This window comes from Bradyrhizobium sp. AZCC 1610 (assembly GCF_036924515.1).
Lineage (GTDB): Bacteria > Pseudomonadota > Alphaproteobacteria > Rhizobiales > Xanthobacteraceae > Bradyrhizobium.
Map to the genome: position 1 here is coordinate 7154822 of NZ_JAZHRR010000001.1, position 20315 is coordinate 7175136.

22 protein-coding genes are annotated in these 20315 nt (G+C 63.3%); 16 read left to right on the forward strand and 6 right to left on the reverse strand.

Translation table 11 applies throughout. From position 1 onward, the window contains the following. Window positions 1-282 precede the first annotated feature (282 nt). Window positions 283-759 (forward strand): hypothetical protein, encoded by a 477-nt coding sequence (locus V1279_RS35010; protein WP_334445332.1) that lies wholly within the window; start codon window positions 283-285, stop codon window positions 757-759. A 23-nt stretch (window positions 760-782) separates the two neighbouring features. Here V1279_RS35010 and V1279_RS35015 read toward each other — a convergent pair whose 3' ends face one another. The 3 genes from V1279_RS35015 to V1279_RS35025 form a co-directional block, all read right to left on the reverse strand. After that, entirely contained in the window at window positions 783-2192 is a 1410-nt protein-coding gene (locus V1279_RS35015) for an adenylate/guanylate cyclase domain-containing protein (RefSeq protein ID WP_334445333.1), read from the reverse strand. Window positions 2193-2340: 148 nt separating this feature from the next. Continuing rightward, on the reverse strand, window positions 2341-3726 hold the full coding sequence (locus tag V1279_RS35020) for a cytochrome P450 (protein ID WP_334445334.1): 1386 nt from the start codon (window positions 3724-3726) through the stop codon (window positions 2341-2343). A gap of 144 nt (window positions 3727-3870) precedes the next feature. Beyond that, window positions 3871-5259 carry a hydrolase gene (locus V1279_RS35025; RefSeq protein WP_334445335.1) on the reverse strand — a complete coding sequence of 463 codons (1389 nt, stop codon included), beginning with the start codon at window positions 5257-5259 and terminating at the stop codon, window positions 3871-3873. A 149-nt stretch (window positions 5260-5408) separates the two neighbouring features. On the opposite strand from V1279_RS35025, the gene V1279_RS35030 reads away from it, so the two are divergent. The 6 genes from V1279_RS35030 (at window position 5409) to V1279_RS35055 (ending at window position 12211) form a co-directional block, all read left to right on the forward strand. Next, complete coding sequence (locus tag V1279_RS35030) at window positions 5409-7100, forward strand: MFS transporter (RefSeq protein ID WP_334445336.1); 1692 nt, start codon at window positions 5409-5411, stop codon at window positions 7098-7100. 330 nt (window positions 7101-7430) lie between these two features. Then, window positions 7431-8552, forward strand: coding sequence for a TRAP transporter substrate-binding protein (locus V1279_RS35035; RefSeq protein ID WP_334445337.1), 1122 nt, complete (start codon window positions 7431-7433; stop codon window positions 8550-8552). Window positions 8553-8672: 120 nt separating this feature from the next. Then, window positions 8673-9275, forward strand: a complete 603-nt coding sequence (locus tag V1279_RS35040; RefSeq protein ID WP_334445338.1) for a TRAP transporter small permease subunit — start codon at window positions 8673-8675, stop codon at window positions 9273-9275. Then, window positions 9272-10621 carry a TRAP transporter large permease gene (locus tag V1279_RS35045; RefSeq protein WP_334445339.1) on the forward strand — a complete coding sequence of 450 codons (1350 nt, stop codon included), beginning with the start codon at window positions 9272-9274 and terminating at the stop codon, window positions 10619-10621. The genes V1279_RS35040 and V1279_RS35045 overlap by 4 nt, the downstream gene beginning before the upstream one ends. A 31-nt stretch (window positions 10622-10652) precedes the next feature. Next, window positions 10653-12041: an amidase gene (locus V1279_RS35050; RefSeq protein ID WP_334445340.1), complete on the forward strand. Its 1389-nt coding sequence runs from the start codon at window positions 10653-10655 to the stop codon at window positions 12039-12041. Then, window positions 12038-12211, forward strand: a complete 174-nt coding sequence (locus V1279_RS35055; RefSeq protein ID WP_334445341.1) for a hypothetical protein — start codon at window positions 12038-12040, stop codon at window positions 12209-12211. The genes V1279_RS35050 and V1279_RS35055 overlap by 4 nt, the downstream gene beginning before the upstream one ends. A 21-nt stretch (window positions 12212-12232) precedes the next feature. Here the strand turns inward: V1279_RS35055 and V1279_RS35060 are convergent, their stop codons facing one another. Together V1279_RS35060 and V1279_RS35065 are read right to left on the reverse strand one after the other, a co-directional pair. Beyond that, window positions 12233-12454, reverse strand: coding sequence for a hypothetical protein (locus tag V1279_RS35060; RefSeq protein WP_334445342.1), 222 nt, complete (start codon window positions 12452-12454; stop codon window positions 12233-12235). Window positions 12455-12695: 241 nt separating this feature from the next. Beyond that, on the reverse strand, window positions 12696-12977 hold the full coding sequence (locus V1279_RS35065; protein ID WP_334445343.1) for a hypothetical protein: 282 nt from the start codon (window positions 12975-12977) through the stop codon (window positions 12696-12698). Between the two features lie 207 nt (window positions 12978-13184). On the opposite strand from V1279_RS35065, the gene V1279_RS35070 reads away from it, so the two are divergent. Then, window positions 13185-14219, forward strand: coding sequence for a polysaccharide deacetylase family protein (locus V1279_RS35070; protein WP_334445344.1), 1035 nt, complete (start codon window positions 13185-13187; stop codon window positions 14217-14219). Window positions 14220-14402: 183 nt separating this feature from the next. On the opposite strand, the gene V1279_RS35075 is transcribed toward V1279_RS35070, so the two are convergent. After that, entirely contained in the window at window positions 14403-14801 is a 399-nt protein-coding gene (locus V1279_RS35075; RefSeq protein ID WP_334445345.1) for a hypothetical protein, read from the reverse strand. 345 nt (window positions 14802-15146) lie between these two features. Between V1279_RS35075 and V1279_RS35080 the strand changes: the two genes are divergently transcribed. The 8 genes from V1279_RS35080 to V1279_RS35115 all read left to right on the forward strand — a co-directional run bounded on the left by V1279_RS35080 (window position 15147) and on the right by V1279_RS35115 (window position 20179). Beyond that, window positions 15147-16484, forward strand: coding sequence for a tyrosine-type recombinase/integrase (locus tag V1279_RS35080; RefSeq protein ID WP_334445346.1), 1338 nt, complete (start codon window positions 15147-15149; stop codon window positions 16482-16484). A 2-nt stretch (window positions 16485-16486) separates the two neighbouring features. Continuing rightward, window positions 16487-17161, forward strand: coding sequence for a hypothetical protein (locus V1279_RS35085; RefSeq protein WP_334445347.1), 675 nt, complete (start codon window positions 16487-16489; stop codon window positions 17159-17161). 99 nt (window positions 17162-17260) lie between these two features. Continuing rightward, window positions 17261-17500, forward strand: a complete 240-nt coding sequence (locus V1279_RS35090) for a hypothetical protein (protein ID WP_334445348.1) — start codon at window positions 17261-17263, stop codon at window positions 17498-17500. A gap of 79 nt (window positions 17501-17579) precedes the next feature. Further along, window positions 17580-17915, forward strand: a complete 336-nt coding sequence (locus V1279_RS35095) for a TSCPD domain-containing protein (protein ID WP_334445349.1) — start codon at window positions 17580-17582, stop codon at window positions 17913-17915. Continuing rightward, on the forward strand, window positions 17912-18130 hold the full coding sequence (locus tag V1279_RS35100) for a hypothetical protein (RefSeq protein ID WP_334445350.1): 219 nt from the start codon (window positions 17912-17914) through the stop codon (window positions 18128-18130). The genes V1279_RS35095 and V1279_RS35100 overlap by 4 nt, the downstream gene beginning before the upstream one ends. After that, window positions 18127-18408, forward strand: a complete 282-nt coding sequence (locus V1279_RS35105) for a transcriptional coactivator p15/PC4 family protein (protein ID WP_334445351.1) — start codon at window positions 18127-18129, stop codon at window positions 18406-18408. The genes V1279_RS35100 and V1279_RS35105 overlap by 4 nt, the downstream gene beginning before the upstream one ends. After that, on the forward strand, window positions 18405-18926 hold the full coding sequence (locus tag V1279_RS35110; RefSeq protein WP_334445352.1) for a hypothetical protein: 522 nt from the start codon (window positions 18405-18407) through the stop codon (window positions 18924-18926). The genes V1279_RS35105 and V1279_RS35110 overlap by 4 nt, the downstream gene beginning before the upstream one ends. Beyond that, entirely contained in the window at window positions 18920-20179 is a 1260-nt protein-coding gene (locus V1279_RS35115) for an AAA family ATPase (RefSeq protein WP_334445353.1), read from the forward strand. The genes V1279_RS35110 and V1279_RS35115 overlap by 7 nt, the downstream gene beginning before the upstream one ends. The last annotated feature ends 136 nt before the right edge of the window (window positions 20180-20315 follow it).

Below are 20315 nucleotides of genomic sequence, written 5' to 3' on the forward strand. Positions count from 1 at the left end.
CGACGTCACGTGAATGTACGCAAACATCTGCGCGAAACCTTAAGGCAGCGCCAACAATGTCGCAGCGACCTGCCGAGCCTTCGCTTTTTGTTGGGTCGGAGCCGCCGGCGTGGGTTCAACGCGCGAAACCTTGCCGCCTTCAGAAGACACGGCCTGTCGGCCAGAGGCTGACTGCGCGATTCGCCGCAGGCAGCGAGGCCGATATCTAATTGCAAGTCATTCGCATTTGCATTAGGAGTGAACTCGTTGTTCCGGCAAGCGATTTTTCAAAAGGAAACGAACATGGCCTCCTTCCGCTTCGCACTTGGTGCTGCCGTTGTGTTGGGAATCGCTTCGGGAGCTGCGCTGGCGGCAGGCGACCTGTCGAAGCAGACGCCGATCGAGGTGACGGTTGATCTCGGCTCACCCGGCAAACATGAATTCGCGCCGAAGCAACTCAAGTTTGAAACCGGCAAGCTCTACAAGCTGATCCTGCGCAACACGAGCAGCGATCCGCATTACTTCACCTCGCATGCGTTCTCGCAGATGGTGTTCACGCGCAAGGTGCAGGTGACGCAGCAGCAGAACGGCAAGGCCGTGACGCTCGCCGAATTCAAGGGCGCGATCCGCGAGATCGAGGTCTATCCGGGACAATCCGCCGAATGGTGGCTGGTGCCGATCGCGGCCGGCCGTGCCAGCGACCTGCGCTGCGACATCAAGACCAGCGACGGCAAGACGCATGCCGAACTAGGCATGACCGGCGAGATCGTGATCGAATAGCGACCTCGCGCCTGCGTAGCGCCTCAAGGTATCTCGTACACCACGATCTTGTCGGCGATGCCGCGCAGCGCGGCTTCCTTCTGGATCGGCCTGATCGCCTGTTTCTGAAGGATCGTGGCGACCGCCGGCGATTCGATCACCGGGCCGGTGATGTGGATCTCTTGCGAGGTCGACAGGCTCTGCACACGCGATGCGATGTTGACGGTCTGGCCGAAATAATCCTGGCGCTCGTTGAGCATCACCGCAAGGCACGGGCCTTCGTGGATGCCGATCTTGACGATCAGGTCCGCCCTGCCGCGCTCGACATTGAGTGCGGCCATCGCCGCACGCATTCGCAAGCCTGCCACGATCGCATGTTCCGGCCTGATGAAAGTGGCCATCACGGCGTCGCCGATCGTCTTCACGACCGCGCCCTTCTCTGACGCGATGATTTCGAGCAGCGCATGGAAATGCGCCCGCACCAGATCGAAGGCGGCGAGATCGCCGACCCTTTCATAGAGCGCAGTGGAGCCTTTCAGGTCGGTGAACAGGAACGTCAGCGAGGTGATCTTGAGGCGTTGATCGACGTTGAGGTTATCAGCCTTGAAGACGTCGCGAAAAGTCTGGTTGGACAGCATCCGCTTGGCGGTGAGGATCGGCTTGCGCTTGCCGAGCAGCTCGTGGAGCGTGTCGTTGGCGATCCATACTGCGGGCAGCACCCGGTGGTCGGTCTGGTTTTCGAGAGATAGCCGCAGCGGCCCGGGACGCATCACGGTCGTGCCGGTCGGCGCGTGCAGCTTGTTGAAGACGATGGAAAACTGCTGGCGCTCGCGGGTCGGCTCACCCTGGATATCCAGAAAATGCGCCGAATGCGTCACCGGCTCAAACACGATCACGAACTGATTGGGCAGTTGCAGGGACAGCACCGCCTTTTCGCCGGCCGGCAACTCGATGGCTTCGAGCGAAACCTCATCGATCAGCCGCGTGATCGATTCCTCGCTCAGGTCCATCCCCGAGCTCCAGAACATCTGGCGGTTATATTCCCAGATCGGCAATGTATGGGGATCATGCGCCGCGATACGCCTGACGCGGGGACTGACGGTGAAAGAAACCTCCACGCGGTCGTCGACGGATGCCTCATAGCCCTGAGCGCATAACGCGCAATTGTAATCGTCGTGCCGTAGCGATTTCAGGGTGTTGTGCGCACCGAGCACGCCGCCACAGCCGGGGCACAGCACATTCCAGCTGAGATCGAACAGCCCGAGCCGCGCTGCATGCAGGAAGGCCGAGATGACCTTTTCCTCGTCGAGCCCGTTCCGCGCGGAAAAATCCAGCAGGTTGATCCGGTTGAGGTCGCGATCCTCACCCTTAGCGATCAACTGCAAAATGGCCTCGACCACCGCGGGATCGGCGGTCTGCCGCAGAACCGAGAACTGGGCCTGGGTATTGCTCATGCTGACAACCTAGATGACGTTCCCGGAGCCGCACCGCAAGGTGCTCTCCTTTTTGTTTGACGCGTCTTCTACCTCAGACAAGTCTACGCAATCTGCGTAAACTTAATTGCTATGCGAACCGGTATCCCGTTCGCTCGAAAACGCCGTGCTATCGCGGCGTGATGGCAAACATCGGCGAACGGTCAGGCTGTGTTGTCACCACGCCGATCGGCATCACCGGCTCCTTGTCGACCAGTGTTACGCGAAACGCACCGATCATCTTCGCCAGCGCCAGCGTTGCCTCGACCAGTGCGAAATGCGCGCCGATGCAGATGCGTGCGCCGACACCGAACGGCAGATAGGCGAAGCGATCGGGCGGCGTGCCGGTCATGAAGCGGGACGGGATGAAGGCGTTCGGATCGCGCCAGAGTTTTTCGTGCCGGTGCAACAGCCACGGCGCGATCAGGATGACATCCTTCTTCTTGATCGGAAGCCCCATGATCGTATCCGGCCCGCTGGCTGCACGCGCAATCAGGAACGCCGGCGGATAGAGCCGCATGGTCTCGTCGATGACCGCGCGGGTGAACTTCAGCCGCTCGATATCGAGCGTACCGTTGACGGTTGCGCTCTCCACCTCTTTCGCGACGTCCTGCTGGATCGCAGGATCGAGCGCCAGAAGGTAGAGCGCCCAGAACAGCGCCGTGGCTGTGGTTTCGTGACCGGCGAGAATCATGGTTGCAACCTGATCGCCTAGCTGCTCGTCGGTGAAGGCTTCGCCCGTCTCAGGATCGCGCGCGTCACCCATCAGGTCGAACAGGTCGTGCGCCGGCGCGCCCTCGTCCTTGCCGGCGGCGCGGCGCTCGGCCATCAGCATGCCGACGAAGGCCGTCCAGCGCTTGCGGAAGCGGGCGCGCGAAATATCCTGCGGGCTCGGCCAGTTCAGCGGCAGCAGCATATCGAGAAAATGCGGTCGCGCCAGCCGCTCGCCATATTCCATGACGAAGTCGCGCAGCGCGGCGCCATGGCGATCCATCCCGAACGAGAACATGGTGCGGCCGGCGATTTCCAGTGTCATCCGCTGCATGGCTTGGCGCAGATCGACGGGCGCATTGCTGGCGGCCCTGAGCTTGGCAACTGTCTCGTCGGTCGCCGCCAGCATGTGCGGAACCAGCGTCGAGACCGCGCGCGGCGTGAAGGCCGGCGCCAGCGTTCGGCGCTGGTATTTCCACGCGCGTCCTTCGGCAATCAGCAGGCCTTGGCCGAGGATCGGACGCAACACGCGGATGCCGACCGGCGTCCTTGTATAGTTTTCATAATTGTCGACGAGCACGTGCTTGATCGCATCCGGCGTGTTGAGGATGAAACTGTTGCGCCCGAGAAAGCGGCCCTGGACGATATCTTCCTCATAGGCACGCTGGCCCCAGCTCCCGATCGGGCTGATGCGGATCGCCTTCATCCGCCCGAACATCGTCATGTCGTCGGGCGCCCGCGGCGGGCTTGGCGGCACCAGCGGCGCACGTGCGCCCGGCATGTCGTAGGCCTCGGCTATGCTCATGAGTGCCACTTTCGTAGAGCCCGGATGAGCGCGGCGATATCCGGGATCCTGCCAAAGCCCCGCATATCGCTTCGCTCATGCGGGCTGCTGCCGAAATTATGTCTTTCGATCCGGGCGCCATAAGGGCGCATCCATCCAGAACAGCTAGTAAGTCAGTTCGGCAACCGCAATCCGGTTCTCGGAGGCCGGCCAGGCCCGCGCCACGATCCGCTCCCCATTGAACATGGTTACCACGGGACGGCCGACCTCCTCCGCCGGAAGCCGCAAAATCGTGACCGAATCGGCCGGCACGCCGGATTTCACGTCCCTAGGCTCCTTGCCGTCGATCAGCACCACGTCCCGCGGCAAGCCGAAGTAACCCCGCGGACGCGACATCAGGACCACGGCACCCGCGCCGGCATCGGCCGACCCGAGCGGGCGTGCGGCGCGCAGATGCACCACGTCGGAGGAGCGCGGAAACGGCGAGCGATAGGAATGCGTTGTTGTCGAACCGGCCGATGTCAGCACGATCTCGAGATACCAGGCCGGCTCGACCTGCACCGGGCCCCAGCGGCCGTCGGCGCCGGTTTGCGAAGAATGGATCGGGCCGCCGATGCGTTCGCCGCTCTCCGGAGAGACGCGATAGATTTCAACCGTCGCGCCCGATACCGGCCGGTTGGTGACAACGCCACCCGGCGTTCCCGTCACGAGTCCGCTCAGCTTGACTTCCGCTTCCGGCACGATCTCGATGCGTGACGGCTCCCTCCCTGCGATGAATTTGTAGATCTCGCGAAACGCGCGTGGATGAAATGCGACCTCGCGATGATCGAGCGCGCCGAGCACGAGATTGGTCGCGCCCTTCAGCGCAGGGCCGTCCGACGTCACCCCGGTCGGCGTACCGGGCTTGCCGACGAAGCGCCCGTCGGCTTGCGCATATTTGTCGATGCCGTCGCTGCGCAAGGTGAGAAACGCGGTGCCCGGCGTTACCTCGCTCTCGCCTTCGTTCAAGCCGCGCAGGAACGGGCCGCGGCCGTTGAACTCGCCGCCAGGCCCCTCGTCCCATTCATAGATGCCATGGTTGGGAACGCCGCACAGCACGGCATGGCTGATATCGGCCCCGCCGCCATTCTTGATGTAATTGCGGATCGAATAGCCGCCGCGCGAACTGCCGACCAGCGCAATGCGCGCCGCGCCGGTGCGCTGCCTGAATTCCTTGACAGCGTCGGCGAGTTCGCGGCGCTGGTCTTCGGTCGAGGAACGGTTCGGTTGTTCGACCTTGTCGTCGGTGCGCGCCAGTGGATTGGTGAAATTGATGGCCAACATCCGATCACGCGGCACGCCGTTCGATTCCATCCGCCACAGGGTGGTGATCCAGAGCGCGGCATGATCGCCATTGCCGTGCACGAACAGAACCGGCGGCATTTCCGCTGGCGCGGATGCGCCCGGCGCCGTCTGCGCAAAGGCTTGCGAACCAAAAGCCGGAAAACCGAATGAGCCCGCCAGCAAAGGCAAAGCTCTTGCACTCTTCAGGATCGACCGCCGCGACAGCCTCATTTCCAAACCTCTCGTTGCTTTTCAATACTTTAGCTGTGCGATAGCACCGTCGACAGCGGCTCTGCGACTGGACAGGCCAGGGTTTTCGCAGGCATCACTTTACGGTCGAATGGAATCAAGCCGGTGACAGAACGCCAACGGAACTTATCATGACCGACCAGCCGAAACGCTCGCGTCTTGCGACTGACGGCATCGCAGCGCCGTTGCGGCATGCCGTGTTCCGGCGCATCTGGCTCGCCAGCCTGGTTTCCAATCTGGGGATATTGATCCAGGGCGTCGGCGCGGCCTGGGCGATGACGCAGATGACGTCTTCCGCCGACAAGGTCGCGCTGGTGCAGACCGCGCTGATGCTGCCGATCATGCTGATCTCGATGCCGGCCGGCGCCATCGCCGACATGCACGACCGGCGGATCGTCGCGCTGGTCTCGCTCGGTATCGCGCTGGTCGGCGCAACCGTGCTAACCGTCATGGCATGGCTCGGCCTCGTCACGCCGAATATCCTGCTGGCGCTGTGTTTCGTCGTCGGCAGCGGCATGGCGCTTTTCGGGCCGGCCTGGCAGGCCTCGGTCAGCGAGCAGGTGCCGGCGGAAACGCTGCCGGCGGCGGTCGCGCTCAACGGCATCAGCTACAACATCGCGCGCAGTTTCGGGCCGGCGGTCGGCGGCATTGTGGTTGCAACCGCGGGCGCTGTCGCCGCGTTCGCCGTCAATGCCGCGCTCTATCTGCCGCTGATGGTGGTGCTGTTTCTGTGGAACCGCACCAACGAACCGTCGCGCCTGCCGCGCGAACGCCTCAACCGCGCCATGGTCTCCGGCGTGCGCTACATCGCCAACTCGCCGTCGATCCGCGTCGTCCTGATCCGCACACTGGTCACCGGCGTGATCGGCGGCTCGATCTCGGCGCTGATGCCGCTGGTCGCCCGCGACCTCCTGCATGGCGGCGCGCAAACCTACGGCATCATGTTGGGGGCCTTCGGCATGGGCGCGGTGTTCGGTGCGCTGAATATCGGCGAGGTGCGCCGGCGCATGAGCGGCGAGGCCGCGGTGCGCGCCTGTGCGATATCGCTGGCCGGTGCGATCGCCGCCGTCGCCATGAGCACGAACGCCGTCCTGACGGGGATTGCCCTGGTGCTGGCCGGCGCGGTCTGGATGCTGGCGGTGGCCTTGTTCAATATCGGCGTGCAGCTTTCGGCGCCGCGCTGGGTCGCAGGCCGCTCGCTGGCGGCGTTCCAGGCCGCAATTGCAGGCGGCATTGCGATCGGAAGCTGGGGCTGGGGCAACCTCACCGACATCGCCGGCGTCGAGGTGGCGCTGCTGGTCTCCGCCGGATTGATGCTGCTTTCGCCGCTGCTCGGAATCTGGCTGCGCATGCCGCCGGTCGGCGCGCGCAACGAGGATGCCACCGAGCTTCTTGCCGATCCCGAAGTGCGGCTGTCGCTCACCGGACGCAGCGGACCGTTGGTGGTCGAGATCGAGTATCGCGTGGCGCAGGACAACGCTCGTGCGTTCCATAACGTGATGCAGGAAGTGCAGCTCAGCCGCCAGCGCAACGGCGCCTATGGCTGGTCGATCGCGCGCGACATCGCCGACCCCGAACTGTGGACCGAGCGCTATCACTGCCCGACCTGGTTGGACTATCTGCGGCAGCGCAGCCGCTCCACCCAGTCCGAGCGCGCCCTGCACCAACGCGCGATCGATTTTCATCTCGGGCCCGAACCGATCCGCGTCCGCCGCATGCTGGAGCGGCCGTTCGGCTCGGTACGCTGGAAGGAAGACACCCCCGACCGCGCCGCAAACGAGGTCTTGCCGGTGGTCGCGACGGCGGCCGGCAGCAGCACCTGACCTGATCCGCTAAAAGCATGACGCGACGCGGCTATTGGGCGCAGAATGGCGCGGGAATAAACCGGCCAATCTGATTCAAGCCGCCGCCGATTCGCGCGAACCAGTTTTCCTGCGACTAAAGTGCAAGACTTCGGTGCGCCTTCGCTCCGCCGAGCGGAAAGAAAGGCCCCGTTTCGCGCCTGCGAAACAACACGCTGCCTTACCGCATGCGCGATTCACCATGAGCGAATGCACTTCCCACTTGCCAAAGTGCCGCACAAGCCTTTGACTTGGCGTCAAGACAAAACAAGCCCGCGCTGCAGCGGGCGATCTTTCAACCGGGAGGAACTCATGAGCAAGCGTAGCGATACAAAGACGACGCGCCGCCGTTTCCTGACGGCGGCCGCCGCTGGCGGCGCGGTGATTGCGATGCCGCAGGTCAGCCGGGCGCAGACAGCGACCCTGAAGATGCAGGGCTCGTGGGGCAAGGCCGACGTCTTCAACGAGATGGCCGAAGACTATGTGAAGCGCGTCAACGAGATGGCCGGGGGTCGGCTGCGCATCGACTATCTGGTCGGCGGCTCGGTCGTGCATCCGTTCCAGGTATTCGACGGCGTGCATGGCGGCCAGATCGACGCCGCACACACGGTAACGGTCTACTGGTACGGCAAGCACAAGGCAGCTTCGCTGTTCGGCACAGGTCCGGTGTTTGGCTTCAACGCCAATGAAGGCCTTGGCTGGATCCACAACGGTGGCGGTCGCGAGCTGTTCGAAGAGCTCCAGACCCAGATCATGAAGGTCAACATCAAGAGCTTCTTCGCCATGCCGATGCCGACCCAGCCGCTCGGCTGGTTCAAGAAGCCCATCACCAGCGAGGCTGATCTCAAGGGCCTGAAGTATCGCACAGTGGGCCTTGCCGCCGATCTCTTCCAGGCGATGGGGGCATCCGTCGCGCAGCTTCCCGGCGGCGAGATCGTGCCGGCCATGGAGCGCGGCGTAATTGACGGATTCGAGTTCAACAATCCGACCTCGGACCGGCGCTTCGGCGCGCAGGACGTCGCCAAGAACTACATGATGGGCAGCCACCATCAGGCGACGGAATACTTCGAGATCATGTTCAACAAGACCAAGTTCAACGCCCTTCCCGCCGAGCACAAGGCCATTCTGCAGTATGCGGCGGAAGCCGTGTCATCGGCCAACGAATGGAAGGCGATGGACTATTACTCCAAGGACCTGCAGGAACTGATCAGCAAGGACAAGGTCAACGTCGTGCGGACGCCGAAATCGGTGTTCGATGCGCAGATCAAGGCATGGGATGGCCTGATCACCCAGCTTGGTTCGGATCCGTTCATGAAGAAGGTGATGGACTCGCAGAAGGCATGGGTGCGCCGCGTGGTTTACTACAACACCTACAACACGACGGACTACCGCGGCGCCTTCGAACATCACTTCCCGGGCGTGATCAAGCTCTGACGGCTTTCGCGGCGCATCGCAGATGCTGTATGAACGAAGGGCGGCGCAGTCAAGGCGCCGCCCGGTCACGAAAATGGTGGGGGACATCCGCATGTGCGACTCGCGGCGAGTTAAGTTCGCATGAAAAATTTTCTCTTCTTCATTGATGAGCTCAGCACATGGGTCGGCAAGGCGTTCGCCTGGCTGATTCTCGTCCTGACGCTGGGTGTCAGCTACGAGGTGTTCGTGCGCTACGTGCTGCGTGCGCCGACCACCTGGGCTTTCGACATCAGCTACATCACCTACGGCGCGATGTTCCTGATGGCCGGCGCTTATACGCTCTCGCGCAATGGCCATGTGCGCGCCGATGTGGTCTACCGCCTCTGGTCGCCGCGCACCCAGGCGACGATGGACCTCGTTCTCTACATTTTGTTCTTCCTGCCGGCGATCGCGGCGCTGATGTATTCCGGCTGGAATTATGCCGATATGTCGGTGCGCTTCCGCGAAGTCAGCATCTTCAGCCCGGCCGGCGTGCCGGTGTTTCCGCTCAAGGCGCTGATCCCGGCGACCGGTGTCCTTCTGTTTCTGCAAGGGGTGGCTGAAATCATCCGCTGCATGCTGTGCATCCGCACCGGCCGATGGCCGCAGCGCCTGCACGACGTGGAGGAGACCGAGAGCCTCATCATTCGCGAACATCAGCAGGCGGCGGCTGCGCAGCAGGGCGAGAGGGGAGCAGGCGCATGACCGATCCACAACTCGGCATGCTGATGCTGGGCCTGTTCATCTTCATCATCATGCTCGGCTTCCCGATCGCCTTCACGCTGATGGCGATGGGCGTCTCGTTCGGCTACTATGCGTACTACACGGCCGGCCAGGACTTCTTCGAGAATCGGATATTCACGCTTCTGGTGCAGAAGACGTTCGAGGTCACGTCCAGCGACGTGCTGGTCGCGGTTCCGCTGTTTCTGTTCATGGGCTATCTGATCGAGCGCGCAAACATCCTCGACCGGCTGTTTCACGCGCTGCAACTGTCGATGAAGAACGTGCCGGGCGCGCTGGCGGTGGCCACGCTGATCACCTGCGCGATGTTCGCGACCGCCACCGGCATCGTCGGCGCCGTTGTCACGCTGATGGGCCTGCTGGCCTTGCCGGCGATGCTGCGCGCCGGTTACGACACCAAGCTGTCGGCCGGCGTCGTCTGCGCCGGCGGCTGCCTCGGCATCCTGATTCCGCCGAGCATTCTTCTGATCGTCTACGCGGCGACCGCCGGCGTTTCGGCGGTCAAGCTTTATGCGGCCGCTTTCTTTCCGGGGTTCCTGCTGGCCGGACTCTACGTCGTCTATGTGATCGTGCGCGCGATGATCAATCCCGCGCTCGCGCCGAAGCTGCCGCCCGAGCAGACCAACGTGCCGCTCGGCACGGTAATCTGGGCGCTCGCCACATCGTTCCTGCCGCTTGCGCTGCTCATCATTGCCGTGCTCGGCGCGATCCTGTTCGGCCTGGCGACGCCGTCCGAGGCGGCCGCGGTAGGTGCCCTCATGAGCATCGTCCTGGCCGCCGCCTATCGTTCGCTCAACTTCACGATGATGCAGGAATCGGTGTATCTGACCGTGCGCGCCACCGCGATGGTCTGTTACCTGTTCATCGGGTCGTGGACGTTCTCCGCGGTGTTTGCCGTCCTTGGCGGACAGACGGTGGTCGAACAGTTCTTCACCTCGATGAACCTGTCGCCGATCCAGTTCCTGCTGTTGACCCAGGTGATCATCTTCCTGCTCGGCTGGCCGCTGGAATGGACCGAGATCATCATCATCTTCGTGCCGATCTTCCTGCCGCTGCTTCCCCAGTACGGCATCGATCCGATCTTCTTCGGCATCCTGGTCGCCCTGAACACGCAGACGGCGTTCAACACGCCGCCGGTGGCGATGGCCGCGTTCTATCTGAAAGGCGTGGCGCCACCGGAGGTGAAACTCACCGACATCTTCTCCGGCGCGCTTCCCTTCGTTGGCCTGGTCTTCTTCACCATGGCGCTGGTCTACATCTTCCCGGGAATTGCGTTGTGGCTGCCCGGCTACCTCTATGGATCGCGGTGAGCAGGTTGGGTGAGACGCTGAAAGGGTGCGCATGAGCCTCAATGCGCTCGGCCTCACGGAAGCCGCCGCCGGAATCCGCGACGGCCGGCTCAGTTCGGTGGAGCTTGTTGGCGACTGCCTCAAGCGCATCGATGAGGTCGACCGCGATATCGACGCGTGGGCGTTCCTCGATCGCGACCACGCGATGCTGCAGGCCGCGGCTGCCGACGATCGTCGCAAGCAGGGCAAAGCCATAGGCCCGCTGCATGGCGTGCCGGTCGGCATCAAGGATATCTTCGACACCGGCGACATGCCGACGGAATTCGGCTCGAAACTGTGGGCCGGACGCACGCCGCGCCGCGATGCAGCGGCTGTGGCGCGTCTGCGGGCGGCCGGAGCCGTGATCCTCGGCAAGACGGTGACGACCGAGTACGCCTACTTCAATCCGGGCAAGACCCGAAATCCGCACAACCCGGATCACACGCCGGGCGGATCGTCTTCCGGCTCGGCTGCTGCCGTTGCAGCGCTGATGGTGCCGGGCGCGATCGGCTCCCAGACCAACGGCTCGGTGATCCGTCCCGCCGCCTTCTGCGGCGTGGTCGGCTTCAAGCCGACACATGGACTGATTCCGCGGAGCGGCGCGCTGCTGCTGTCGCGGGCCCTCGATCATGTCGGCGTCTTTGCGCGCTCGGTCGACGATGCGGCACTGCTTGCCGAAATGCTTGCCGGCTTCGACGAACAGGATCCGGATACGCAGCCCCTTGCCCGTCCGCCGTTCGTCGAGGTGGCGGCGAGCGAGCCGCCATTGCCGCCGCGCTTCGCCTTCGTCCGCTCGCCGGCCTGGACGCATGCCGAGAAGGTGACCATGAAGGCGTTTGCCGAACTGGTGGAAACGCTGGGCGAGCACGTTTCCGAGGTCGCGATCGGGCAGGGTTTCGACCGCGCCATCGACATGCATCGCACCGTCATGGAAGTGGAGATGGCGCACAACCTGCACCGCGATTTCGAGCAGGGCGGCGAGTCCCTGAGCCAGGTGCTGCGCGCATTGATCGAGCGTGGGCGCAAGGTTCTCGCCGTCGACTACACCCGGGCGCTGGCCGGCGGCGCGACGCTCAACGCGGCGCTCGACGGTGTGTTCGACGAATACGACGCGATTCTGACCCCGGCCGCGCCAGGCCCGGCGCCGCGCGGCCTCGACAGTACCGGAAACCCGGCATTCTGCTCGCTGTGGACATATCTCGGCACGCCGGCGGTGACGCTGCCGCTGCTGCAATCGGAAAGTGGCCTGCCCGTCGGCGTGCAGTTGGTTGGGCGCCGCGGCAACGATGCGCGGCTGCTCCGGACCGCCAACTGGCTCGTCAAAACTCTCGGAAAACGCGGCCGCGGCAGAGCTGCGCCTGCGAAGACCGGTGCACGCGCGAAAACAAGGAGCGGCAGATGACCAATTTGATCACCGGACTGATCGGCATTGCCGGCGTCTGCGCGTTTCTCGGCATCATGCTCTGGTGGATCAAGGCGGTGCCGCTGATCATCATCTGCGTACTGGTGATGGCGCTGCTGATCTATGATTTCTACCAATCGCTGCGCGCCAACGGCAATGGAGCGGGATAGGTCGCGGCTGCCCGGCGGCTTCTACTGCCCAGCGCTCGTCAGCTTCTGCTGGCAGGCCTTGCTGATCTTCGACCGGTTCTGCTTCAGGCAGGCCAGAATGATCTGATCGCCTTCGTTCATCTGCGCCCGGCAATACCGCGAGACGTCGCGCGAGCACTCGTCATGCCCCTCCTTTTTTTGTGTTTGCGCCGACACGCTTGAGGCCATCAGGATCAGGGGAATGACGAAAAGGATCTTGGTCATTTGCTATGCCTTCACACCGGAGAAACGCAATCAGCGCGTTCTATAGCGTTTTCGAGCGAGGTGGGAACCGGCTCGCATCAGGAAAACGCATCAAAACGGGAATCCAGTGCGCCAAAATCCCGGCCGCACGCATTTGTGAACGGTGAAATGGCCCAACCGCTCGCCTTGTGAGCGCCGCGAAACGAAAAACGCCTGCGTCGCATCGACGCAAGCGTTCCCGAGAGCCAAAAGAGAGAGCCGGTTAGTGCGCGGCGAGCTTGCCGGACTTCTGCGCTGCGAGTTCGCGGTCCATCACGCCGCGGCACCCGGTGCTGAGATCGGCGCGATGCTTGATCATGCAGGCGGTGATTTTCGGAATGTTCGGGATTTCCGAGCTGCAGAGGCGGAACGCGTCGCCGGTGCACTGCTGCTGCGCTTCCGAACTGAAAGCGAAGCTCGCGGTCGAGGAAACGGCGGCGAAAGAGGTGGTCAAGGCCAGCACTAAACTGACCTTGCGAACGGTGGCGGTGAAGAGTGCGGTCATTTTCGGCTCCATTTGGTCCAGCTACGCGGACCGGCTGTTGATGGTTGCAGCATGCGCCTGGAGTCGCGCGGCGACTGTGACTGACGTCACTCAAACATAAACCCCTCATCTTCTTCGCGTAACCGGCGCTTGTTCGCGAGGTGTTAAGACTTTGTTGGCATTAATGCGTCGTTGCGTGTGTACCCCGAGTATCTGGAAAGAGTAGCGATGCGTAATGCGTTGGGCCTGATGCTGGCCAGTGTAGTGACGGCGGTTCTGATCACCGGCGTTTGGTTCTGGACCTCCTCGCCGCGCGCCGACGCGGCCCCACCTCAAACCGTCGCTGCCCGCAAGGCCGAGCCGTTGCCGGCGCCGGTCACGGCAAAGCTCGCGCTGAAGGACGACGTCGAGATCACGGCTTCTCTCTCGAAGCCGGCCCCGGCCCCGGCGCCCATCCCCGCGCCGCAGCCGATGCGCTCGACCTGCGCCAATCCCGACGCCCTTGGCGTTAGCCGCATGGTCGTGATCGACACCACGGGCGGTCCCGGCTTCGGCTTCCTGCAATACAAGCAGTTCGATTTCCTGACCGACAAGGAAGTGGTGCTGACGTTCGACGACGGTCCGTGGCCCACCACGCCGGCGGTGCTCAAGGCGCTTGCAGATGAATGCACGAAAGCCCTGTTCTTCCCGGTCGGCAGGCACATCACCTATCATCCGGAGATTCTGAAGCAGGTCGCGGCCGCCGGCCACACCATCGGCTCGCACACCTGGTCGCACGCCCATCTCGACAGCAAGAAACTGACCGAAGCGCAGGTCAAGGAAGAGATCGAGAAGGGCTTTAGCGCCGTGAAGATGGCGCTGGGGACCGCGCCCGCACCGTTCTTCCGTTTCCCGGGGCTTGCGCACACGCAACCGGCCCTCGGCTATCTCGCCTCGCGCAACATCTCGATGTTTTCAGTCGATGTTGATTCCAACGACTTCAGAACGTCGGGTCCCGACCAGGTCATCCAGAACGTCATGACCAAGCTCGACAAGCAGGGCAAGGGCGTCATCCTGATGCACGATCTGCAGAAGAACACAGCGATTGCGCTGCCGACACTGCTGCGCCGCCTGAAAGCCGGCGGTTACAAGGTCGTCCAGATGAAGGCCAAGGAGCAGCTCGAAACCCTGCCGGAATACGATGCGATGCTGGTGAAGGACCAGAAGGTGCCGGCGGTTGCCAGCCGCCCGATCAGCAGCGTGGTGCAGACGGTTTCGCAGTAAGGACAGCAGCGCCCGCGGGCGTCGGCACTTCACCAACCACCGTCATGGCCGGGCTTGACCCGGCCATCCACGTCTTTCTTCGCTCCTTCGTTCAAGAACGTGGATGCCCGGGACATCTAGCGCGAAGACGCGCTTCGCGCTGTTGCCCGGGCATGACGACATAGATTGATCGGCGGCGCAGAATTACCAGTAGATGCCGTGCCGGTGCAGCGCACCGATGATGCGCGCGATCCGGTAGCGAACGCCGTGCGGCCTCGCGCTCCTCGACATGTACGCTGCTCTCCGGGCCATAGGCCTTCCGGGACCGGCGCTCGCAGGCCGGGCAGCGGGCCGATGCATCCTGGCTGCCCTGGCCGCCCTGGGCGTGGCCGTCTCGGCCTTGCTCGTCTCGGGCTTAGGCTCGACGACGGCCGGCCGCTCGACATATTTTGGTGCTTCCGCAGCCTGCGGGGCTTCCGCGGTTTTCGATATGGGTGCCGGAGCGGCCTGCGTCTCGCTGCCGGCCAGCGACAAGCTCCGATCAGCAGCCTGAGCTGTGGCGGATGCCAAAACGAACCCTGTGATGAGAATGAATTTACGCATGTTTGTGTCTCCCCTTGAGGTCGAGGCGGAGACTATGCCGGGCAGCCGGTTCCCCGATGTGAGACAGGTCACGCACACGCACCGGTGACGCGCGCGCCGACTGTTCAAGCAATTTCTTGAAAGGCGTGGTGCCGCAAACAGGACTCGAACCTGTGACCCCGTCATTACGAATGAAAATATGCCGATTTCCTAAGTCGCTGACGCAGACACGTTTTTCCGTGTCGGCTGGGAAAATCACAGTTTTATCTGACATTTCGCCATAACCCCGTCATGTTGCCTTGTGTTTCGTTATATCCCGTGTATGGTTCGACGTGCAGACATACTGCAGACACGGGGGCCCACACAATGCCAGCCAGTCCGACCATCAGCGAAAAAATCGTTGCCGCACTTCCTGTGCCGGCCAAGGGCAACAAGCTGCACTACTTCAGCGGCGCCAGCCTGCAGGGCAAGAAGGCCCCGGCCGGTTTCGCGGTGCGCGTCACCGCCGCCGGCACCAAATCATTCGTGCTGTTCCACCGCGTCAACGGAAAACCCTACCTGCCGACGCTGGGGCGGTGGGATGCGAATGCGGGCGGTGGAAGCCTGACCGTGCGCGACGCGATCGTGAAGGCCGACAAGCTGGCGAAGGACTTCAAGAACGGCCGGCGCGAGGATCCCCGGCCAGACCGCACCCGCCGGCTGCAGGAGGGCGACCGCGTCGAGGGCGAAACCGTGTCCGGCCTGCTCGACAAGTTTGTGGAACGCTACGCCAGGAAAGAGGCCAAGCTGCGAACCGCGGACCAGATCGAGGCGACCTTTGACCGGCTGGTAAAGCCGCGAATCGGCACCATCGGGATTTATGAGCTTCGCCGCTCGAACGTGGTCGACATGCTCGACGAGATCGAGGACGAGAACGGCCCGGTCATGGCTGACCGCGTGCTGGCCCTCGTACGTAAGGCGTTCAACTGGTGGGCAACCCGCGACGACGATTTTCAGCCCCCAATCGTCAAGGGCATGGCCCGCACCAAGCCGAAGGAGCGCGCGGCAAAGCGCATCCTCGCCGATGACGAGATCCGGGACCTTTGGGCAGCGCTCGACATCGTCGACGCGCCCGAGTGCTACGCGCCTTTCGTCAAGATGCTGCTTTTGACCGCGACCCGCCGCAACGAGGCGGCAGACATGCACACGTCCGAACTTGAGGGCGACGTCTGGACGATCCCGGGCGCCCGCTACAAGGTCAAGATTGATCACGCCATACCGCTGACCGCCGCCGCTCGCGCATTGATCGGCGACAAGCCCCCCAGGGCGCGCAATTCGTGGTTTGTGTTTTCCACCAGTGTCAGCGGTCCCGACGGCGAAATGGAGCGCGACGGCAAGGTGGCGTTCAGCGGCTTTTCGAAAGCCAAGACCGAACTCGACAAGACGATTGCCGTGATCCGCAAGCGCGACGGCCGCGAACCTATGGCAAATTGGACGCTGCACGATCTTCGGCGCACCGCGCGAAGCCTCATGAGCCGCGCCAAGGTGCCAACCGATCACGCCGAGCGCGCGCTTGGGCACGTCATGGGCGGCGTGCGCGAGACGTATGACCGCCACGAATACCTCGACGAGAAGCGCGCAGCTTTCGAAGCGCTGTCGGCGCTGGTCGATCGGATCCTGCACCCGACCGCCGCCGACGTGCCAGTAACCGAGCGGGCGGCATAGCCATGGCCGACCCTCTATGGCCGCCGGTGGAAGAATGGACCCCGAAGGGCTGGTCGAGATCGGTCACACAAAACGTGCCGCTCGATCGGCTGGTTGAAAACGTCAGCGCCGCATGGCCGTGGCCGTATTCAGATGAACAGATTAACGCGATCGGCGACATGGTCCCCGCGACCACGCGCACCCAAACCATGGAAAGGATTGTCGGCATCGGCCGCCGCGCGGTTATCGCGCTGAAATTGAAGGGCGACCCTGAAGCCGGAAATGTAAACCTCAAGGCCGAAATAGACCGGTTGAAAGCGGCGGTTGAGGAAATCACCGCCGCGGCTAAAAGCATGTCGCGGGACGCTTGGCGGCATGTGGCCGAGAAGGCGAGCCCCTACAGCCCATTTCGTTCGGAGCCGTCGGCGCTGGCCGTGATTTTCGAGTTGCGCGCGGACGATATCCATTCGGGCGACGCCCCAGGCGCAAGGGATGGCCGCCCGGACTCCGATTTGCTCGGGCGCGTGCTTGTCGACATCGAGGCCGCCTTTGACGCGGCACACGGTGGCAAGCGACAAGGTCGCCCGGCCTTCCGGTTGGCTTGCGTTAACCCCTTGGGTTTTTGTCCGGTTGACTTCACGGAAGCCGACAAAAAGATGATCGAAAGCCAAATCCAGAGAGCCCGTAAGAAAAAGTAGTACCTGCAAAACCTCCGTTTTTTCGGCCGGTTGTTCAGGTGTACGGCCAAGCGCCCTATCGCCATTCTGTCTCAACGATAACGAGACAGAGGCAGTGCGATGGCAACCGATTTTGCGGCGAACTACATCCCCCGTAAGCAACTGGCGAAAGAGTTGGGCGAGCGCCTGCGTGGCCGCCCCTACGCCGAGATCACCCTGATCGCATGGGAAAAAGACGGTCGCGGCCCGCCGGTCACGCGCGTCGGTCGTGACGTCGTCTATTCCATCCCGAGCGTTGAGAAGTGGCTGAAGGCGCAAGAGCGCGCGGCCAAGGGCGAAACCGATTCCAACGCCGCGTAAGAAATGAGCCGCCCCCGGGGAAAGGGGCGGCTCTCGTTGTTTTCGCAGACCAAAAGCGCAACCCTGAGAGATTGCTACCGTGGAAATAGATCAAGCCGCCCCCAAGCCCAACGCACGGCAACGCGAACGCCATCTAAACCGCAGGGCATCCGAAACGCTCGCGTACGAGCTCGGCGGCACCAGCTTCACGATGACCATCGGCTTTTATCCCGACGGCCGCGTGGGCGAAGTTTTCCTGAATGCCGATCGCGCCAACAGCCTGCTCGACTTCCTGATGAGCGACGCGGCAATCCTCGCAAGCCTCGCGCTGCAGTATGGCGCGCCGCTCGACGAGATCAGACACGCCCTCAAGCGCGACATCCGCGGCACGGCCGCAAGCCCGATCGGCGCTGCGCTGGATCGGATTGCACCATGACGGTTCGCACATCCGATCCCCTATACGAGCTGCGCCGATTGCGTCGTGAAATGCTCGAGGCCGAGCGCCAGCTTGCAGAACCGCCGCCAGCTTTCCGCCGCGACCTAGCGCTCCTGCGCCTGGACCTGACGCAGGCCCGCGTTGCCGATCTTACCGCACGTCTGTGCGGCTGGACCCGCCGCGACCTTCCGCTTGAAAAGGCGGTGACGCCATGACGGAAAAACCGACACTCGCCGAGCCGATCACGGTTGCGAAGTTCTGGAAGAACCGCCGACGCGCCGAATCCGTGCACGTCACCCTTTCGGAATATGAAGGGCACGCGTTGATCAACGTTCGCGTTTATGCGACCGGCGCCGACGGAATCGACCGGCCCACCACCAAAGGCATCGCGATGGGCATCGGCAAATTGCCCGATCTCGCGCGCGCGATCGTGAATGCGGAAGCCCGCGCAATCGCCCTCGGCTTGATCGACGAGAAGGCGCCGGCCGAATGACTGCCGCAATCCTTGCCCCGAGCCAAGCGGACTTTGCCGCGCTGTGCGCCAGCCGCGCGCGGATGATGGCCGACGGCGATCTATTGATTTGTGATGCCGTAGACGAACTGCAGACGGTCGCCGAGCGATCGGGATTGATCGCCGCTATCGGCCAGGACGCGGTGCAAAACCTTATGGGCGAGGCAATCGCCGCCGCCTCGTTGGTCCCGGATCTCGCCGAACCGGATGAATTGGCCGAGGGCTGCGAAGCCGAGATCATGCTGCGCGCGGCCGAGCTTGTGCAGCAATGGGAGCTTGCCGACCCGCGCGACCGCTGGCGCCACACGGGCGAGCGACGGCCAGCCGTACGACCCGAGCCATCAGCGCGCCGCGAGCCCTACGCGCCTGCGCAGTCGACCGTCGAAGCATTCTGGCACGTCGTGCGCACGGACGACCCCGATTACCTCTCCCGCTGGCTTGCCGACCATCCAGCCGACGCGCCCGAACTGTTCAAACTCTGGAAGGCCCGCCGATGCTAGCGCGCGAAGAGCACATCACCGAGGAAACATTCCTAAAGGTCCCCGCCATTGCCGCGGTGGTTGCCGACCATGCGTCGCCGCAGGACGACGCGCCGATGCCAAGCAGCCCCGAGGACTACGGCTTGCCGGCGTACGGGGAGGCAATCACCGAGCCCGAGACGATCACGGCACAGGTGCGCGCACCGCTTCGTCTGACATGCCCGCCGGACTGGCGCGGCATCCCTATTCCGCCGATGCGCTGGCTGGCGACGAACAGGATCCCCGCAGATGACGTCACGATTTTGTCGGGCGACGGTGGCGGCGGCAAAACAACCATTTCGATGCAGCTTGCCGTTTCGGTCGCGTGCGACCTTGGCGACTGGCTTGGCACTACCTGCGAAGCGGGCCCGGTGATCTTTTTCAGCGGCGAAGAACCTGAAAACGAAATCCGCCGGCGGTTGGCCAGGGTATCCGTCAGCCGCGGGCTTCACGCGGATGACATCACAAACCTGCATTTTCACTTCGCCGAGCCCGATGAATGTATTCTCGGCACCGGCAAGCCGACATGTCCAATTACGCCGACGCCGCTTTTCGAATCGTTGTTCGAGGCCGCCCGGCAAATCCGGCCCGTGCTGATCATCGTCGACAGCAACGCCGCAACGCTTGGCGGCAACTATCTCGACCGCGTGCACGCCCGGACATTTGTCAGCATGTTTCGCCGCATCTGCCGCGAGATCAATTGCTCGGTGGTGTTGCTCGACCACCCCAGCCTCTCAGGCATGACCAATGGAAGCGGCCGCGCCGGCAACATGGACTGGCAGAACGCCGTCCGAGCGTTTTCCTACCTGCGATCGGTCGACAATGGCAACGGCACCAAAGGCCGCGAACTCGAGATCATGAAAACCAATTACGGCCCGCCAGGCGAGAAGGTACGGCTGCGTTGGGAAGATGGTTGCTATGTGCAGGAAGGCACCGCCCCGAGCCCACGGGCGGCCGCCGCCGAACGCAAGGTGGATGACTTGTTTCTCAGGTTGCTTGCCGAGCGCAACGCGCAAGGCCGCCACGTGACGCCGAGCAAGGCCGCTGGCTACGCGCCAAAGGAATTGGCCGCCATGCCATCCGCCGAGGGCTGCACCGCCTCGGCCCTTGCCAACGCGATGGAGCGGCTACTTGCCGCCGGCGAGATCGCCGTCGAACGGACAGGACCACCCACCAAACAACGCGCTCGCCTCGTTGTCGGACCCCTACCAACCACCCTACCAACCGCAGAATAGGGCTGCGAACCACCATGCCAACCGCTATTCCAACTACCCTACCAACTGGCCGGACCACCCTGCCAACGCCCTGCTTCCAACCCCCCATACCCCCCATGCGGTTGGAAGCGCCCTCGCGCGCATTCCGTGCCGTGTT

Bases quoted from the DNA above. Each gene is read 5' to 3' on its own strand.
- V1279_RS35010 (WP_334445332.1), top strand. From the start codon at position 283: ATGGCCTCCTTCCGCTTCGCACTTGGTGCTGCCGTTGTGTTGGGAATC.
- V1279_RS35015 (WP_334445333.1), bottom strand. From the start codon at position 2,192: ATGAGCAATACCCAGGCCCAGTTCTCGGTTCTGCGGCAGACCGCCGAT.
- V1279_RS35020 (WP_334445334.1), bottom strand. From the start codon at position 3,726: ATGAGCATAGCCGAGGCCTACGACATGCCGGGCGCACGTGCGCCGCTG.
- V1279_RS35025 (WP_334445335.1), bottom strand. From the start codon at position 5,259: ATGAGGCTGTCGCGGCGGTCGATCCTGAAGAGTGCAAGAGCTTTGCCT.
- V1279_RS35030 (WP_334445336.1), top strand. From the start codon at position 5,409: ATGACCGACCAGCCGAAACGCTCGCGTCTTGCGACTGACGGCATCGCA.
- V1279_RS35035 (WP_334445337.1), top strand. From the start codon at position 7,431: ATGAGCAAGCGTAGCGATACAAAGACGACGCGCCGCCGTTTCCTGACG.
- V1279_RS35040 (WP_334445338.1), top strand. From the start codon at position 8,673: ATGAAAAATTTTCTCTTCTTCATTGATGAGCTCAGCACATGGGTCGGC.
- V1279_RS35045 (WP_334445339.1), top strand. From the start codon at position 9,272: ATGACCGATCCACAACTCGGCATGCTGATGCTGGGCCTGTTCATCTTC.
- V1279_RS35050 (WP_334445340.1), top strand. From the start codon at position 10,653: ATGAGCCTCAATGCGCTCGGCCTCACGGAAGCCGCCGCCGGAATCCGC.
- V1279_RS35055 (WP_334445341.1), top strand. From the start codon at position 12,038: ATGACCAATTTGATCACCGGACTGATCGGCATTGCCGGCGTCTGCGCG.
- V1279_RS35060 (WP_334445342.1), bottom strand. From the start codon at position 12,454: ATGACCAAGATCCTTTTCGTCATTCCCCTGATCCTGATGGCCTCAAGC.
- V1279_RS35065 (WP_334445343.1), bottom strand. From the start codon at position 12,977: ATGACCGCACTCTTCACCGCCACCGTTCGCAAGGTCAGTTTAGTGCTG.
- V1279_RS35070 (WP_334445344.1), top strand. From the start codon at position 13,185: ATGCGTAATGCGTTGGGCCTGATGCTGGCCAGTGTAGTGACGGCGGTT.
- V1279_RS35075 (WP_334445345.1), bottom strand. From the start codon at position 14,801: ATGCGTAAATTCATTCTCATCACAGGGTTCGTTTTGGCATCCGCCACA.
- V1279_RS35080 (WP_334445346.1), top strand. From the start codon at position 15,147: ATGCCAGCCAGTCCGACCATCAGCGAAAAAATCGTTGCCGCACTTCCT.
- V1279_RS35085 (WP_334445347.1), top strand. From the start codon at position 16,487: ATGGCCGACCCTCTATGGCCGCCGGTGGAAGAATGGACCCCGAAGGGC.
- V1279_RS35090 (WP_334445348.1), top strand. From the start codon at position 17,261: ATGGCAACCGATTTTGCGGCGAACTACATCCCCCGTAAGCAACTGGCG.
- V1279_RS35100 (WP_334445350.1), top strand. From the start codon at position 17,912: ATGACGGTTCGCACATCCGATCCCCTATACGAGCTGCGCCGATTGCGT.
- V1279_RS35105 (WP_334445351.1), top strand. From the start codon at position 18,127: ATGACGGAAAAACCGACACTCGCCGAGCCGATCACGGTTGCGAAGTTC.
- V1279_RS35110 (WP_334445352.1), top strand. From the start codon at position 18,405: ATGACTGCCGCAATCCTTGCCCCGAGCCAAGCGGACTTTGCCGCGCTG.
- V1279_RS35115 (WP_334445353.1), top strand. From the start codon at position 18,920: ATGCTAGCGCGCGAAGAGCACATCACCGAGGAAACATTCCTAAAGGTC.